Below are 13,181 nucleotides of genomic sequence, written 5' to 3' on the forward strand. Positions count from 1 at the left end.
ATGACACAGAAACTGGTAATCATCGGGGCCGGAATGGCCTCTGGCCGACTGATCGAACAACTGGTCGAGACCAGCCCGGACACCTACGACATCACCCTCTTCAATGCCGAGCCACGTGGCAATTACAACCGGATCATGCTTTCGCCGGTCCTGTCCGGCGAGACGACCTACGAAGACATCATCACCCATGACGCCGCATGGTACGAAGCCCATGGCGTGACCTGCCGCTTTGGCGAACACGTGGTCCGCATCGACCGCGACATGAAAGTGGTCGAAGGCCAGAAGGGCCATGTCCCCTATGACAAACTCATCATCGCGACCGGCTCGGCCCCCTTCATCATTCCGGTGCAAGGCAAAGACCTCCCCGGCGTCGTCACCTACCGCGACCTCGACGATACCAACGCCATGATCGACGCGGCCAAGGCGGGCGGCAAGGCGGTCGTGATCGGCGGTGGCCTTCTCGGCCTCGAAGCCGCCGCAGGGCTCGCCGGGCGCGGCATGGACGTGACCGTGTTGCACCTGATGGGCCACCTGATGGAGCGGCAACTGGACGAAGCGGCGGGCTATCTCCTGCGCCGCGATCTGGAAAAGCGTGGCATCACCATCAAGACCCAAGCCTCCACCGCCGCGATCCTTGGAGGTGACAAGGTGGAAGGCGTGCTGCTCGAGGACAACACCGGGCTGGAAGCGGATCTTGTCGTCATGGCCGTTGGCATTCGGCCCGAAACACGGCTCGCGACGGACGCGGGCATCGCCGTGGCACGCGGCATCGAGGTCAACGCCCAGATGCAAACCTCCGACCCGGACATCTACGCGGTTGGCGAATGCGTCGAATTCAATGGACACCTCTTCGGGCTCGTGGCGCCGCTCTACGATCAGGCCAAAGTTCTGGCCAAGACCCTGCTCGAGGAACCGGATGCCTTTGTCGTCAAGGACATCGCGACCAAGCTCAAAGTCACCGGCTGCGACCTATTTAGCGCCGGCGATTTTGCCGAAGGCGAAGGGCGCGAGGATATCGTGTTCCGCGATCCTGCCCGCGGCATTTACAAGCGCCTCGTGATCGAAGGCGACCGCCTCGTCGGCGCGGTGATGTATGGCGACACCACCGACGGGAACTGGTTCTTCGGGCTGATCAAGGACGGCACCGAGATCGACGACATGCGCGACACCCTGATTTTTGGCCCCGCCTATCAAGGAGGCGACCAAGCGGACCCTCTCTCAGCCGTTGCAGCCTTGCCGCGTGATGCGGAAATCTGTGGCTGTAACGGCATTTGCAAAGGCCAGATCGTCGACGCCATCGAAGGCGGCGCCACCGACCTTGGCGCGGTAAAAGCCCAGACCAAGGCAAGCGCCTCCTGCGGGACATGCACCGGTCTTGTGGAGCAATTGCTTCAGGTGACCTTGGGCGACGGGTTCGAAATGCCAACGGCGCAACCCATTTGTGGCTGCTGCGACCTCACCCACGAGGACGTGCGCCGCCTGATCAAGTCGCAAGAGCTGAAATCGCAACCTGCGGTCTGGCAGGAACTCGGCTGGAAAACACCCAATGGCTGCCATGTCTGTCGCCCGGCGGTGAACTTCTATCTTCTGGCCGACTGGCCGCTCGAATATCAGGACGATCCGCAAAGCCGCTTCGTCAACGAACGCAAACACGCCAACATTCAAAAAGACGGGACGTTCTCCGTCGTGCCGCGCATGTGGGGCGGCATCACCAACCCCGACGAGTTGCGCGCCATTGCCGATGCGGCAGACAAATACAACGTACCGACCGTTAAGGTGACTGGCGGGCAGCGGATCGACCTGCTTGGCGTCAAGGGCGAGGACCTCCCCGCCATCTGGGCCGATCTGAACCGCGCAGGTCTTGTCTCGGGACATGCGTATTCCAAGGGGCTGCGCACCGTCAAAACCTGCGTCGGCACCGATCACTGCCGCTTCGGCACGCAAGACAGCACCGGCCTTGGCATCAAGCTGGAGCAGGCGCTCTGGGGGTCTTGGACACCGCACAAGGTCAAGCTGGCGGTCTCCGGCTGCCCGCGCAACTGCGCCGAAGCCACATGCAAGGACATCGGCATCGTCTGTGTCGACAGCGGCTACCAGATCGGCGTCGGCGGCGCGGCAGGCATGGACGTCAAGGAAACCGAACGGCTGATCGACGTGCCCACCGAGGAAGAAGCCCTCGAGGTCAGCACCGCTTTCGTGCAGCTCTACCGCGAGAACGCCAAGTATCTCGACCGACCCTACAAATGGCTCGCCAAGGTTGGGCTGGACTGGGTGAAAGAACGGATCGCGGATCCCGAAGAACGCGCGCGCTTGGTTGCCGCTTTCGAACTCTCGCAATCCATTTATCGCAAAGACCCTTGGGCCGAACACGCGCAGGAACGCGCGGCAAGCTACGCGCCCTTGGCGGATCTGACACTGGAGGCCGCAGAATGAGCTGGATCGACATTGGACATATCGACGACATCCCCCTACGCGGTGCGCGCGTGGTGAAAACACCGGTGGGCTGCGTGGCCCTGTTTCGCACCGCCGAAGCCGAGATCTTTGCCGTCTCCGATACCTGCCCGCACAAGGGCGGCCCGCTCTCTGATGGGATCGTGCATGGGCGCTCCGTCACCTGCCCGCTGCACAATTGGGTGTTCGATCTCAACTCGGGTGCCGCACAGGGCGAAGAGGGTCAACTCGCCACCTATCCGGTACGCCTCGAAGGGGCGCGCATTCTTCTGGACGGCGAGGCGGTCGGCAAACGGAGTGCCGCATGATGGATGGGGGCGGCCTTCCTGAAATCCGCTCGACGTGCCCCTATTGTGGCGTCGGCTGTGGCGTGCTCTTGCGCCCTGACGGACAAGGCGGGCTGGCGGTGCGGGGCGATCCGGAACATCCCGCGAGCTTCGGTCGGCTGTGCTCCAAGGGATCCGCTCTGGCCGAAACAACCGGCCTCCAGCACCGCCTGCGCGCTCCACAGGTCAACGGTCAGGACGCCGGTTGGGATGAGACCCTGCAACTGGTCGCAGACCGGTTCTCCGACACCATCGCCACACATGGCCCCGACAGCGTCGCCTTCTACGTCTCGGGGCAATTGCTGACCGAAGATTACTACGTCGCCAACAAGCTGATGAAAGGCTTCATCGGTTCGGCCAATATCGACACCAATTCCCGGCTCTGCATGGCCTCGAGCGTGGCAGGCCACAAACGCGCCTTTGGCACCGACACGGTGCCCGGCACCTATGAGGATCTCGACGAGGCCGATCTCGTGGTGCTCGTTGGCTCCAATCTCGCTTGGTGCCACCCGGTGCTCTACCAACGCCTTCTCGCCGCCCGCAAGACACGCGGCACCAAGATCGTCGTGATCGATCCGCGCCGCACGGCAAGCTGCGACGGCGCCGATATGCACCTCGCCCTGCAACCGGGGAGCGACGTGGCACTCTTCAATCGCCTTCTGGTCACGCTTGCCGACGCCGGCAAGCTCGACGAGGCCTATGGCGCCCATACCCAAGGGCTCGCCTCCGCCCTGACGGCGGCGCGGCGCGATGATCCCGCCGTCACCGGCCTCTGCCCCGAAGAGATCGCCACTTTCTGCGCGCTTTGGATGCAGACCGAGAAGGTCGTGACGATCTACTCGCAAGGCGTCAACCAATCGACCTCCGGCGCCGACAAGGTCAACGCCATCCTCAACTGCCACCTTGCCACGGGCCGCATCGGCAAACCGGGCATGGGGCCTTTCTCGGTCACGGGTCAGCCCAACGCCATGGGCGGGCGCGAAGTTGGTGGGCTGGCCAATATGCTCGCCTGTCACCTCGATCTGGAAAACGCCGACCACCGGGCGGCGGTGCAGGACTTCTGGCAAGCACCCGCCATGCCCAAAGCCGCCGGCCTCAAGGCGGTGGACATGTTTCGCGCCGTCGAGAACGGACAGATCAAGGCGCTCTGGATCATCCACACCAACCCGGCCGTCTCGATGCCCGAAGCCGACCGTGTGCGCGCAGCGATTGCCAACTGCGCCTTCACCGTCGTGAGCGATATCACCGGCCAAACCGATACCGCGCGACTGGCCGATGTGCTTTTGCCTGCCACGGCCTGGGCCGAGAAAGACGGCACCGTGACCAATTCCGATCGCACCATCAGCCGCCAGCGCAGCGTTCTGGCCGCTCCGGGACAGGCGCGCCCGGATTGGGACATCCTTGCCGAGGTCGGACGGCGCATGGGGCATGACCGGGCGTTCTCCTATACCCACCCCGCCGAGATCTTCCGCGAGTATGCGGCGCTTTCCGGCCTCGCGGGGCGCTTTGGCCGCGATTTCGACATCTCCGCCTTCGCTGATCTGGACGCCGCCGCCTATGCGGCACTGGCGCCAACCCGTTGGCCCGTGACCAAGACCCGCCAAGGCGGGCGGTTCTTCGCGGACGGCCACTTTTTCCATGACGATGCAAAGGCGCGCATCCTGCCCGTGACCTACCGCCCGCCCGCGGCCAAGACCGGTCCACGCTACCCGTTTCGCCTCAACACCGGGCGCTTGCGTGATCAATGGCATACCATGACCCGCACCGCGCTGAGCCCGCGTCTCTCGGCGCATCTGCCCGAACCCTTTGTCGACATTCATCCCGACGATGCCGCACGGCTGACCCTGGCCGCCGCAGATCTCGTCACCCTGTCGAGCCCCACCGGACGCGCCATTCTGCGCGCCCGTATCACAGAGACGGTGCAGCCCGGTCAGGTCTTTGCCTCGATGCACTGGACCGGGGAAACCGCCCCCTGCGCGCGGATCGACACGCTTGTGGCCGCGGCAACTGATCCGGTCTCCGGTCAGCCTGAAAGCAAGGCCAGCGTCGTCGCCCTCGCCCGGTTTGACGCCGCCTGGTATGGCTTTGCAGTGTCCGCCCGGCCCATGTCTCTAAGCTCTGACTATTGGGCACAGGCCCGAAGCGCACGCGGCTACCGCGCCGAACTCGCCGGCACGACCCCGGTCACCGATTGGGAGGCCGAGGCCCGTAAACTGTTCTCGGCCCCCGAGGCAGAAGCCATCTCGATCATCGACGCCGGTCGGGCAAGCGCGCGCATCCTGTTGCACGACAAAGGCGTCGTACTGGGCGCACTTTTCGTGGCGCCATCCCCGGTCGCCCTCAAGCGCGACTACCTCACCACCGTCCCCGGCACCGACCGCATCGACGCGCTGAGCGGCCGCCCGCCTGCCGATATGCCTGATCCCGGCCCCGTGCTCTGTTCCTGCCTCGGGATCGGCATCAATACGATCCTCGAAGCCGCAAGCACTGGAACGGCGCTGACGGTGGACGCCATTGGCGAGGCGCTCGGCGCCGGGACCAATTGTGGCTCCTGCCGTCCCGAGATCGCCGCGCTTCTACAAACGATCCCCCGCAAGGAGGCCGCCGAATGACCCTCTCCAACGACCTGCCCATCCCTTACCGCGCACGCGACATCGCGCCCCGTCCCGCCACAAACCTCCCGCGCCCCTCTCTCGGCGCTTGGGTCTCGCGCCTCTATCATAGTGCCCTGTCGCCTCTCTCGCGCCCAAGTCTGCAAAGGGCTTGGTCTTATCTGTTCCGGGACACAGCAATTGACCTTTGGCCCCGCACCGTTTCCCCCACGAGCAAAGCGGCACGCGACACGAACCAGACGCCCCAAGCCCCTGCACGCGGTGCGATCTCTCTTGTCGGCGCCGGGCCGGGCGCGCGCGACCTGATGACCCTGCGCGCAGTGGCCCGCCTGCAAGCCGCGGATGTGGTGTTCTATGATCGCCTCGTCGAGGAAGACGTCCTCGACCTCGCTCACCCCAAAGCCGAGCGCGTCTTCGTCGGCAAACATGTCGGTGCGCATAGCTGGCCGCAGGACAGGATCAACCAAAAGATCGTCGCCGAAGCCCTCAAGGGCCGCCGCGTGGTGCGGCTCAAATCCGGAGACCCGGCAATCTTTGGACGCGCCGTGGAAGAGATGGACGCCGCCCATGCCGCAGGCATCCCGGTCGAGATCGTCCCCGGCGTCACAGCCGCTTCCGCCGCCGCCTCTGCCTTGGGCCAAAGCCTGACCGAGCGCGGGGTCGCCGACACGTTGGTGTTGGCCACCGGAACCGGCCATGACCAAGACCCGTTCCCCGATTGCACCCGCCTTTGCGGGCCGGGCACAACCACCGCCTTCTACATGTCGGTGCGCCAAGCTGGACGCATCTCGGCGGCCCTGATCGACAAAGGCCTGCCTCCACACGCTCCGGTCGAGATCGCCGTCGATGTGTCGAAGCCGGGCCAAAGGCTGCTCTCGTCAGAGATTGCACACCTCACCGAGACACTCTCGACAGAGGCCATCAAAGGCTGCGCGATCCTACTTGTGACATGGCCCAAACCCCACAAGGCCCAGGCCCCAGTCGCCACCGCCAAGCGCTCGTTGGCGGCGCAGATCTGAGAACCAAGGCGCTCGTCAGGGGACCGGATTACTCTTCGCAGCCCTCGGGCAGATCAAAGTCCGGGTCGTTCTTCTTCGCCTCTGCATAGAGTGCGCATTCCGCCTTGATGAGGTCCGCACGGGCTTGCTCCAGCTCTGCTTTTTGCTCCGGGGTCGGCGACTGCTTCGGCGTCGTGGTGCTTTGGCACGCGACCAACGCGAGCATTGCCAACATGCAGGACGAAAGTTTGAGGGTCTTCATTGAGCTTTTCCTTGCTACTCGTACAAACCGGGGCCCGGCTCATTCCACGCCCAAGTCCTCCGACAAACACTCTCCGTGATCAATAGAAAAGTCGCCGATCGTGCTGACCAAAACGCATCAATCCACGAGGCGCGCCAGAACGCCGCCTACCGGCACTGCGAAACGCTGCACCACCGCGATACAGACGCAATACCGACGTGATACCGACGTTGGATTCTAGCGCATTTCGGCAAGCCGCGCGACATAGCGCGCAAGCGTGTCGATCTCAAGATTGACCCGGTCTCCGACCTTCGCATCGCCCCATGTGGTGGCGTCCTTGGTGTGCGGGATAAAGTTGATCCCAAAGTCGCAGCCCTCAACCTCGTTGACCGTCAGCGAGGTGCCGTTGAGCGCCACCGACCCTTTCGGCGCAATGAACTTCGCAAGGGCTTCCGGCGCCCGGAGCGTCACGCGGGTGGAATCCCCTTCGTCGTTCATCGCCACAATATCTGCCACACCATCCACATGGCCCGACACGATATGCCCCCCAAGCTCGTCGCCGACCTTGAGCGCACGTTCAAGATTGACTCGTTTGCCAACCTGCCAATCCCCTAGGTTGGTCTTGGAGACGGTCTCGGCGCTGATCTCGACATCATACCAATCGGGGCCGATCTCGATCACCGTGAGACATACCCCATCGCTCGCAATCGACGCGCCAAGATCGATCGTAGCCGTGTCATATCCGGTGCCGATCCGCGCCTTGAGATCGCCGCGCTTCTCCAGCGCCCGCACCTCACCAATATCCGTAATGATCCCTGTGAACATTCCCTGCTCTCCCTGGACAACCTGCCCCAGACCTACCCCGCGTCCCCCGCCTCCGCAAGACGCCTTACTTTTGCCATTCGAACACGCTAACCTGTTGGCAAGAATTTGTAGATAAGCAGATCAACATGGCAATTTCGAGTGGCAGCAACAGGGTCTTCCTGTTCCTCCAAGGCCCGCACGGTCCTTTTTTTCATAAGCTGGGCAAGATGTTGCGCCGGTCTGGCGCCTCTGTCTGGCGCGTCGGATTTAATGCCGGGGACCGTGTCTTCTGGCCCGAACGCAAGACCTACATCCCATACACCGATCCGCAAGAGGATTGGGCCGATCGGTTCGATGCCATCGTTGCCGAAAAAGGCGTGACCGATATCGTGCTCTACGGGGATGTACGTAGTATCCATGCGACGGCCATCGAACGCGCCCGCACCGCCGGGCTGACGGTGCATGTGTTTGAGGAAGGCTACCTGCGCCCCTACTGGATCACCTATGAACGCGACGGTTCCAACGGCCATTCGCGCCTGATGGAGATGTCCATCGACGACATGCGCACGGCACTCGAAGGCTCCGACACGGACATTCCCCTGCCGCCCGGCCATTGGGGCGATATGCGCCATCATGTCTTCTATGGTGCGCTCTACCATTGGTTCGTCATGTTCACGAACCATGCCTACCGCAACTTCCGCCCTCACCGCGCCCTCTCGGTCGCGCGTGAGTTTCAACTCTACCTCCGCCGCCTGCTGCTGATGCCGTTCCACGCGATCGAACGCCGCATCGCGACGCTTCGGATCAAGTATGGCGGCGCACCCTATCACCTCGTCCTCCTGCAGCTCGAGCATGATAGCAGCTTTCAAGAGCACTCCCCTTTCAACTCCATGACCGAGTTCCTCGAACTGGTGATGACAGCCTTCGCCCAAAGTGCCCCGGCCCATCATCATCTCGTCTTCAAGGCCCATCCTCTCGAAGATGGCCGCGCCCCGGTCCGGCGTGAGTTGAAACGCCTCTGCCGCCTGCACAACCTCTGCGACCGCGTGCACTATGTGCGGGGCGGCAAGCTCGCACAGCTTCTCAACGAAACCCGGAGTGCGATCACGGTCAACTCCACCTCCGCGCAACAGGTGCTCTGGCGCGGCATCCCGATCCGGCTTTTCGGCAAGGCGGTCTTTGACAAGCCGGAATTCGTCAGCGATCAGCCCCTGCCCGAGTTCTTCGCCGCCGCGGTGCGCCCGAACTCCCGCGCCTACAAGACCTATCGCCGCTTCCTGCTCGAAACGAGCCAGATCGCGGGCGGGTTCTACTCTGCGCGCGGACGTCGTTTGTTGATGCGCCACTTGGTCGACATGATGCTATCGTCAGAGGATCCCTATGACGCGCTGAAGTCTGGCAAGGCCGCCCCAAGGCAATTGTTGCGTTTGGTAAAGTGACGCACACTAGGTCTAGCGCTGGATTTTCATTTCGGATTCCGGTAGTTTAGAGAAAAAGCCTAAGGCAGAATAATAATAGGTCGAGGAGACCGAGCAGTGAAAATCTTGGCAAAACGCTGGGCGAAAGCCGTGGCGATCATGGCGGCTATGTCCATGGTCTCGTCGTGTGACCTTCTGCCGAGGGCAGGTCCGAACAAACGGGAAATCTACGCGGGGTCTGTGCAACGCGAAGGCGACGCCTTTATCGTGGCAGTCAATGACCGTGTGACACGCACCACGGCAGTGGTCCCGGCGCTTGGCTTTTCCGAAAACTTCAAACGCGCCAGCCAGCTTGGCTCCGATACGATCCGACCCGGTGACATCCTCTCGCTCACCATCTGGGAAAACGTCGACAAGCCGCTGCTTGGCCCCGAGGGGCAGGTCGCGGCCGTGCTGAACGAGGTGCAGGTCGATGGCGCAGGATTTATCTTCGTGCCTTACGCGGGCCGCATCCGCGCCGCGGGCAACACCCCGGAATCGATCCGTCGCGTCATCAGCGGCAAGCTCGAAGAACAAACCCCCGATCCACAGGTCGAAGTCCGCCGTGTCGCGGGCGACGGGGCGACCGTGTCGCTTGTCGGCTCCATCGGCGGCCAGGGCGTCTATCCCATCGAACGGCCGACCCGCACGCTCTCGGCGATGCTCGCCAAGGCCGGCGGTGTGACCATCGCGCCCGAAATTGCCCGTGTGACCGTGTTGCGCGGCAACACACGGGGCCAGATCTGGCTTCAGGATCTCTATGAAAACCCCGAACTCGACATCGCGCTGCGCGGCGGCGACCGTATCCTGATCGAGGAAGACACCCGCGCCTTTACCTCGCTTGGTGCCACCGGCGCCCAGAGCCGTGTGAATTTCGAAACCAAGAACATGTCCGCCATCGAAGCCATCGCCCAGGTTGGCGGCATCCAAGCCGCGGTCGGCGATCCGACAGGCGTCTTCATCTTCCGCAACGAGGCCGAGGACATCTCTAACCAAGTGCTTGGCCGAAACGATCTCGTCGGGGCACAGCGCATGGTCTACGTGCTCGACCTCACCCGCCCGAACGGCATGTTCGTGGCGCGTGACTTCGTGGTGCGCGACGGTGATACGCTCTATGTGACCGAAGCGCCGATCACCACGTGGAACAAAACCATTGCAGCCTTCACCGGTACACTCACTTCGGCCGATACCATCGGTTCGTTCGGTGGCCTCAACTAATGACACCGGCGCCCACCGCGCCGCACGCCGCCGACGCAGAGATGCGCCGGCGGCTTTTCGCATTCAACGGCGGCTTCTTCTTACAGAGGCGCTTGCGTCGGATGCTCTCTCTTGCCGGGTATGACCTTCGCATAGGGCGGCCCGGCGAGGACGATCTCGTTGCGATCTGGGGCCAAAGCCCGACCGCATGGCGCGGTCTTGCCATGGCCGAGAAACACGGCACCGGGCGCCTTTTCGTCGAAGACGCCTTCCTGCGTTCACTCTTTCCCGGACGTGCGGGCAAGCAGCCCCCCATGGGGCTCTTCCTCGACAGCACCGCGCCGCATTTCGACCCCAGCGAGCCGACCGATCTCGAGACGCTTCTCGCGACCGCTCCACTTGACGATACCGCGCTCCTCAACCGCGCCCGCGCCGCCATCGCTCGCATCCGCGAAGCGCACCTGACCAAGTATTGCGCCGTCGATCCGACCCTGCCACATCCCGAACCGGGCTATGTCCTCGTGATCGACCAGACGCGCGGCGACGCCTCCGTCACGGCGAGCGGTGCCGACGACGCCGCCTTCCGCGAGATGCTCGTCTTCGCGCAGGAGGAACACCCCGGCTGCCGCGTCCTCATCAAGACCCACCCCGAGACCGCGCAGGGCCATCGCCCCGGATATTTCAATGCCGAGGACGAGACCGACCGCGTGACTCTCATCGATGCGCCCTATTCCCCTTGGGCGCTCTTCGAAGGCGCGGTCGGGGTCTATACCGTCTCCTCACAAATCGGCTTCGAGGCGATCTTTTCCGGGCACAAACCGCGCGTCTTTGGCCAGCCCTTCTACGCGGGCTGGGGCCTGACGACTGACGAACGCCCCGTCCCTCGCCGCCAGCGCAGCCTGACACGCGCACAGCTCTTTGCCGCCGCGATGATCCTCTACCCGCTCTGGTATGACCCGAGCCGGGATGCACTCTGCGAGATCGAAACGGTGATCGACCAGCTCGAGGCCGAGGCGCGCGCCTGGCGTGAGGATCACAAGGGATGGAACGCGCATGGTATGCGGCTCTGGAAGCGCCGCCCGCTTCAGCGTTTCTTTGGCCGCCACACCCCCGTCACGTTCGACAAGCCCGCCAGCGCGCGGCGCGAGATGGTCTGGGGCCTGAAGGACGGGCCGGAAGGCGCGGTGCGGGTCGAAGATGGATTTCTGCGCTCGCGCGGACTTGGCGCGGAATTGGTGCCGCCGCTCTCTCTCGCGCTGGACGACCTCGGCATCTACTATGATCCCACAGGCCCAAGCCGCCTTGAGGCGCTCATCGCCGAGCGCGCCGAATTGCGCCCTGACCAATCCCTGCGCGCCGAACGCCTTGTCGACGCCGTGGGTCGCCTTGGTCTGAGCAAGTATAATATCGGAACCGATCTCCCCGATCTGCCCGAGGGCCGTCGCATCCTTGTGCCCGGACAGGTCGAGGACGACGCCTCAATCCTTCTTGGCGCAGGCGCGATCCGCACCAATTCTGCCCTCCTTGCCGAAGTGCGCGCCGCCAACCCAGACGCCGTAATCCTCTACAAGCCGCACCCGGACGTGAGCGCAGGTCTCCGCGTCGGGGCCGTACCTGACGCAGAAGCCTTTGCGGATCAGATCGTTGAGAACGTCGATATGGCGCGCCTGCTCGACGCCGTGGACGAGGTCTGGACCATGACCTCCGGCACCGGGTTCGAGGCGCTCATGCGCGGGCGACGGGTGGTCACCTTTGGCGCACCGTTCTATGCCGGTTGGGGCCTCACAGAGGATCGCGGTCCGGTTCCGGCACGGCGTGGGGTCGATGTGCCGCTTCTCGGTCTCGTCCATGCCGCGCTGATCGACTATCCGCGCTATCTCGACCCGATGACTGGTCGTCCTTGCCCCGTCGAGACGATCCTCGACCGTCTCGCCACGGGCGCTATCCCGCATCCGGGCCTTGCCAATCGTCTTGTGTCAAAACTTCAGGGCGTGTTTGCCTCAAAAGCCGCCCTCTGGCGCCGCTAAGGCCGCCAAATAGCCATCAGGTCCGCGCCACAGCGCCGCTGCTCGACAAGGCGCATGCGCGGCGCCGCGCCCAACCGCTCCACGCCCATCGCGCCAATCGCCGGATAGCCTTCGGCGCCAAGCGCCATCCCGGCGTTGAAGGTCACGAGCTCATCCACAACCCCCGCACCAAGAAGCGACGCCGCCAAGGCCCCGCCGCCTTCGCAGAACACCCGCGTCAGGCCCTTTTCCCCTAGCGCCCGCAACACGCCCGCAGGCGCAAGATGCCCCGCTTCACGCTCGCAAACCAAGAGCTCAGCCCCAAGATCTTCCCAAGTCCGAAGCAAGGTCGGATCTGCGTCTTCGCCATGCACGATCCAAACCGGCACATCCTTGGCCGTCTTGGCGAGATTGCTCATAAGCGGCACATCGAGCCGCCGTGACACCACAATGCGTACCGGCTGATGCGAAACGCCAAGATCGCGCACCGTGAGCGAAGGATCGTCCGCCCGCGCCGTGCCCGCGCCGACCATCACCCCATCATGGCGCGCGCGCATGGCGTGCACCATGCGTCGCGCCTCTGGCCCGGTGATCCACTGGCTCTCGCCTGTCGCCGTGGCAATCCGCCCATCGAGCGACGCCGCGAGTTTCAATGTCAGGAAGGGGCGCCCCTCGTCAACGCGTAGGAAGAACCCCTTGAGATCGCGCGCGGCCTCTTCGGCGCAGACACCCGTCTCAACAACGATCCCCGCCGCGCGTAGCATTTCGAACCCTTTGCCAGACACCCTGTCGTCGCGATCCTCAAGCGCCACGACAACGCGCGCCACCCCTGCCGCGATGAGCGCTTCGGCGCAGGGCGGTGTCTTGCCATGATGAGCGCAGGGTTCGAGCGTAACATAGGCCGTCGCCCCTTTCGCCGCGGCACCGGCCTGCGCCAACGCCACAGGTTCCGCATGCGGCCGGCCGCCCGGCTGGGTCCAGCCGCGCCCGACGATCCGCCCCTCTTTCACAAGGACACAGCCCACCGCCGGGTTGGGCCAGGTGCGCCCCTGACCCCGCCGCCCCAGTTCAAGAGCGAGCGCCATATAG

The 13,181-nt window shown here is 64.0% G+C and carries 10 protein-coding genes; 7 read left to right on the top strand and 3 right to left on the bottom strand.

What is annotated here, in order from left to right:
• Genes nirB through cobA form a run of 4 tightly spaced genes read left to right on the top strand, consistent with a single transcriptional unit; the run spans position 1 to position 6,408 of the window.
• Positions 1-2,433: a nitrite reductase large subunit NirB gene (gene nirB, locus MK745_RS10160; RefSeq protein WP_243613182.1), complete on the top strand. Its 2,433-nt coding sequence runs from the start codon at positions 1-3 to the stop codon at positions 2,431-2,433.
• Positions 2,430-2,759, top strand: coding sequence for a nitrite reductase small subunit NirD (gene nirD / locus MK745_RS10165; protein WP_243613183.1), 330 nt, complete (start codon positions 2,430-2,432; stop codon positions 2,757-2,759). The genes nirB and nirD overlap by 4 nt, the downstream gene beginning before the upstream one ends.
• Positions 2,759-5,389, top strand: coding sequence for a nitrate reductase (locus tag MK745_RS10170; RefSeq protein WP_243613268.1), 2,631 nt, complete (start codon positions 2,759-2,761; stop codon positions 5,387-5,389). The genes nirD and MK745_RS10170 overlap by 1 nt, the downstream gene beginning before the upstream one ends.
• Positions 5,386-6,408 carry a uroporphyrinogen-III C-methyltransferase gene (gene cobA / locus MK745_RS10175; RefSeq protein WP_243613184.1) on the top strand — a complete coding sequence of 341 codons (1,023 nt, stop codon included), beginning with the start codon at positions 5,386-5,388 and terminating at the stop codon, positions 6,406-6,408. The genes MK745_RS10170 and cobA overlap by 4 nt, the downstream gene beginning before the upstream one ends.
• Positions 6,409-6,436: 28 nt before the next feature.
• Here cobA and MK745_RS10180 read toward each other — a convergent pair whose 3' ends face one another.
• Positions 6,437-6,649: a hypothetical protein gene (locus tag MK745_RS10180; protein ID WP_243613185.1), complete on the bottom strand. Its 213-nt coding sequence runs from the start codon at positions 6,647-6,649 to the stop codon at positions 6,437-6,439.
• 216 nt (positions 6,650-6,865) lie between these two features.
• The gene (locus MK745_RS10185) at positions 6,866-7,453 is read right to left on the bottom strand and encodes a riboflavin synthase (protein WP_243613186.1); all 588 of its coding nucleotides are present in this window, start codon (positions 7,451-7,453) and stop codon (positions 6,866-6,868) included.
• A 125-nt stretch (positions 7,454-7,578) separates the two neighbouring features.
• Here MK745_RS10185 and MK745_RS10190 point away from each other — a divergent pair, with 125 nt between their 5' ends.
• The 3 genes from MK745_RS10190 to MK745_RS10200 all read left to right on the top strand — a co-directional run bounded on the left by MK745_RS10190 (position 7,579) and on the right by MK745_RS10200 (position 12,113).
• Positions 7,579-8,871, top strand: coding sequence for a capsule biosynthesis protein (locus MK745_RS10190; RefSeq protein WP_243613187.1), 1,293 nt, complete (start codon positions 7,579-7,581; stop codon positions 8,869-8,871).
• 147 nt (positions 8,872-9,018) lie between these two features.
• Positions 9,019-10,107 carry a polysaccharide biosynthesis/export family protein gene (locus tag MK745_RS10195; protein ID WP_243613269.1) on the top strand — a complete coding sequence of 363 codons (1,089 nt, stop codon included), beginning with the start codon at positions 9,019-9,021 and terminating at the stop codon, positions 10,105-10,107.
• Positions 10,107-12,113, top strand: a complete 2,007-nt coding sequence (locus MK745_RS10200; RefSeq protein ID WP_243613188.1) for a capsular polysaccharide biosynthesis protein — start codon at positions 10,107-10,109, stop codon at positions 12,111-12,113. Before MK745_RS10195 ends, MK745_RS10200 begins: the two co-directional genes overlap by 1 nt.
• Here MK745_RS10200 and ribD read toward each other — a convergent pair.
• Positions 12,110-13,177: a bifunctional diaminohydroxyphosphoribosylaminopyrimidine deaminase/5-amino-6-(5-phosphoribosylamino)uracil reductase RibD gene (gene ribD / locus MK745_RS10205; protein ID WP_243613189.1), complete on the bottom strand. Its 1,068-nt coding sequence runs from the start codon at positions 13,175-13,177 to the stop codon at positions 12,110-12,112. The two genes, MK745_RS10200 and ribD, sit on opposite strands and share 4 nt — an antisense overlap.
• Positions 13,178-13,181 lie beyond the last annotated feature (4 nt).

Origin of the sequence: Shimia aestuarii (assembly GCF_022814865.1) — a bacterium.
Taxonomy (GTDB): Bacteria; Pseudomonadota; Alphaproteobacteria; order Rhodobacterales; family Rhodobacteraceae; genus Shimia; species Shimia aestuarii_A.

Coding starts and splice junctions, on each gene's coding strand:
- MK745_RS10190 (WP_243613187.1), top strand. CDS start 7,579: ATGGCAATTTCGAGTGGCAGCAACAGGGTCTTCCTGTTCCTCCAAGGC.
- ribD (WP_243613189.1), bottom strand. CDS start 13,177: ATGGCGCTCGCTCTTGAACTGGGGCGGCGGGGTCAGGGGCGCACCTGG.
- MK745_RS10185 (WP_243613186.1), bottom strand. CDS start 7,453: ATGTTCACAGGGATCATTACGGATATTGGTGAGGTGCGGGCGCTGGAG.
- MK745_RS10180 (WP_243613185.1), bottom strand. CDS start 6,649: ATGAAGACCCTCAAACTTTCGTCCTGCATGTTGGCAATGCTCGCGTTG.
- MK745_RS10170 (WP_243613268.1), top strand. CDS start 2,759: ATGGATGGGGGCGGCCTTCCTGAAATCCGCTCGACGTGCCCCTATTGT.
- MK745_RS10200 (WP_243613188.1), top strand. CDS start 10,107: ATGACACCGGCGCCCACCGCGCCGCACGCCGCCGACGCAGAGATGCGC.
- nirD (WP_243613183.1), top strand. CDS start 2,430: ATGAGCTGGATCGACATTGGACATATCGACGACATCCCCCTACGCGGT.
- cobA (WP_243613184.1), top strand. CDS start 5,386: ATGACCCTCTCCAACGACCTGCCCATCCCTTACCGCGCACGCGACATC.
- nirB (WP_243613182.1), top strand. CDS start 1: ATGACACAGAAACTGGTAATCATCGGGGCCGGAATGGCCTCTGGCCGA.
- MK745_RS10195 (WP_243613269.1), top strand. CDS start 9,019: ATGTCCATGGTCTCGTCGTGTGACCTTCTGCCGAGGGCAGGTCCGAAC.